Source organism: Rhizobium sp. WYCCWR 11146 (assembly GCF_013591995.1).
GTDB lineage: Bacteria > Pseudomonadota > Alphaproteobacteria > Rhizobiales > Rhizobiaceae > Rhizobium > Rhizobium indicum.
The window spans coordinates 1-1,035 of sequence record NZ_JACCEY010000029.1 but is presented as its reverse complement, the minus strand read 5'-3'; the positions used below and the strand labels follow the sequence as shown (position 1 = coordinate 1,035).

Here is a 1,035-nt window from a genome sequence, read left to right as displayed (position 1 = left end):
TCGGCGTCGCCAGACGATCGAGGACCTTCTCACCCTCGAGGTGGAGAGGCCTTGGCAGGCCTCCAATACCTACGCTGACGCAGCAACAGCACTTTGAAAGCGGTCGCGATATGAACCACATGGAATTCCTCGCGCAGACCCCGTCCGTAGATGCGCCGACGCTTTGGTCATTCGTGAAGATGCACGGGTTGGAAAACTATTTCGTGATTGTCGATCGGCGTGAGGTCGCAAAGCCGTTTGACGTCGAGGACATCGTCAGGATTTGCAGTACAAACGTCGGAGCTGGCGGCGAACAACTGCTCACGATCGAACGACCCTCCGACGAGGGACGAAAGGCAGGCGCTTACGCGCAGATGAGAATCTTCAACATCGACGGCAAGGAAGTCGGTGCGTGTGGGAATGCTACGCGCTGCGTGGCTTACTTGTTGCTTGAAGAGACGGAGACTGAGGAAGTCCTGATCGAGACCAAGTCCGGGGTGCTGCAATGCTGCGGAGCAGGTCTTCGGCAGATCAGCGTTAAATTGGGGCCGATTAGCCTGGACTGGCAGCAAATCCCGTTGAGCCGCGAAATCGATACCCGTCATGTCCTTTTGACAAGCGGACCTCTTTCCAATGGGGTCGCGCTGAACATTGGCAATCCGCATGCTGTGTTCTTCGTCGATCAACTCGTCGTCGACGACATCCCGACCTATGCCCCGGTCGTGCAGAACGATCCGCTTTTCCCGGAAGGCGTCAACGTTGGCGTGGCCCAGATCGTCGACTCGCAAACCATACGCCTCGCCGTGTGGGAGCGTCCCGGCATTCTCACCAAAGCATGCGGGACCGGGGCTTGCGTTGCCGTCTATGCTGCGAAGATGCGAGGTCTCGTGAATTCTCCCAAGGTCACGGTACACCTTCCCGCGGGCGAACTTCAGATCGAGCTTGTCGAAAACAACATGGTGATCATGACCGGTCCTGTCGCTTTCTGCTGCCACGGTTTCATTGAAGGAGGAAATCCCAGCACTCCTGTGCTGGCATTGGCATGAGCTGATGGGC

1 protein-coding gene is annotated in these 1,035 nt (G+C 57.4%); it reads left to right on the top strand.

All coding sequences use genetic code 11. From position 1 onward, the window contains the following. Window positions 1–110: 110 nt before the first annotated feature. The gene (dapF, locus tag HX899_RS24295; RefSeq protein WP_127431677.1) at window positions 111–1,025 is read left to right on the top strand and encodes a diaminopimelate epimerase; all 915 of its coding nucleotides are present in this window, start codon (window positions 111–113) and stop codon (window positions 1,023–1,025) included. Window positions 1,026–1,035: the final 10 nt, after the last annotated feature.

What these genes read in the sequence shown, in the direction of transcription:
- dapF (WP_127431677.1), top strand. Translation starts at nt 111, where the DNA reads ATGAACCACATGGAATTCCTCGCGCAGACCCCGTCCGTAGATGCGCCG.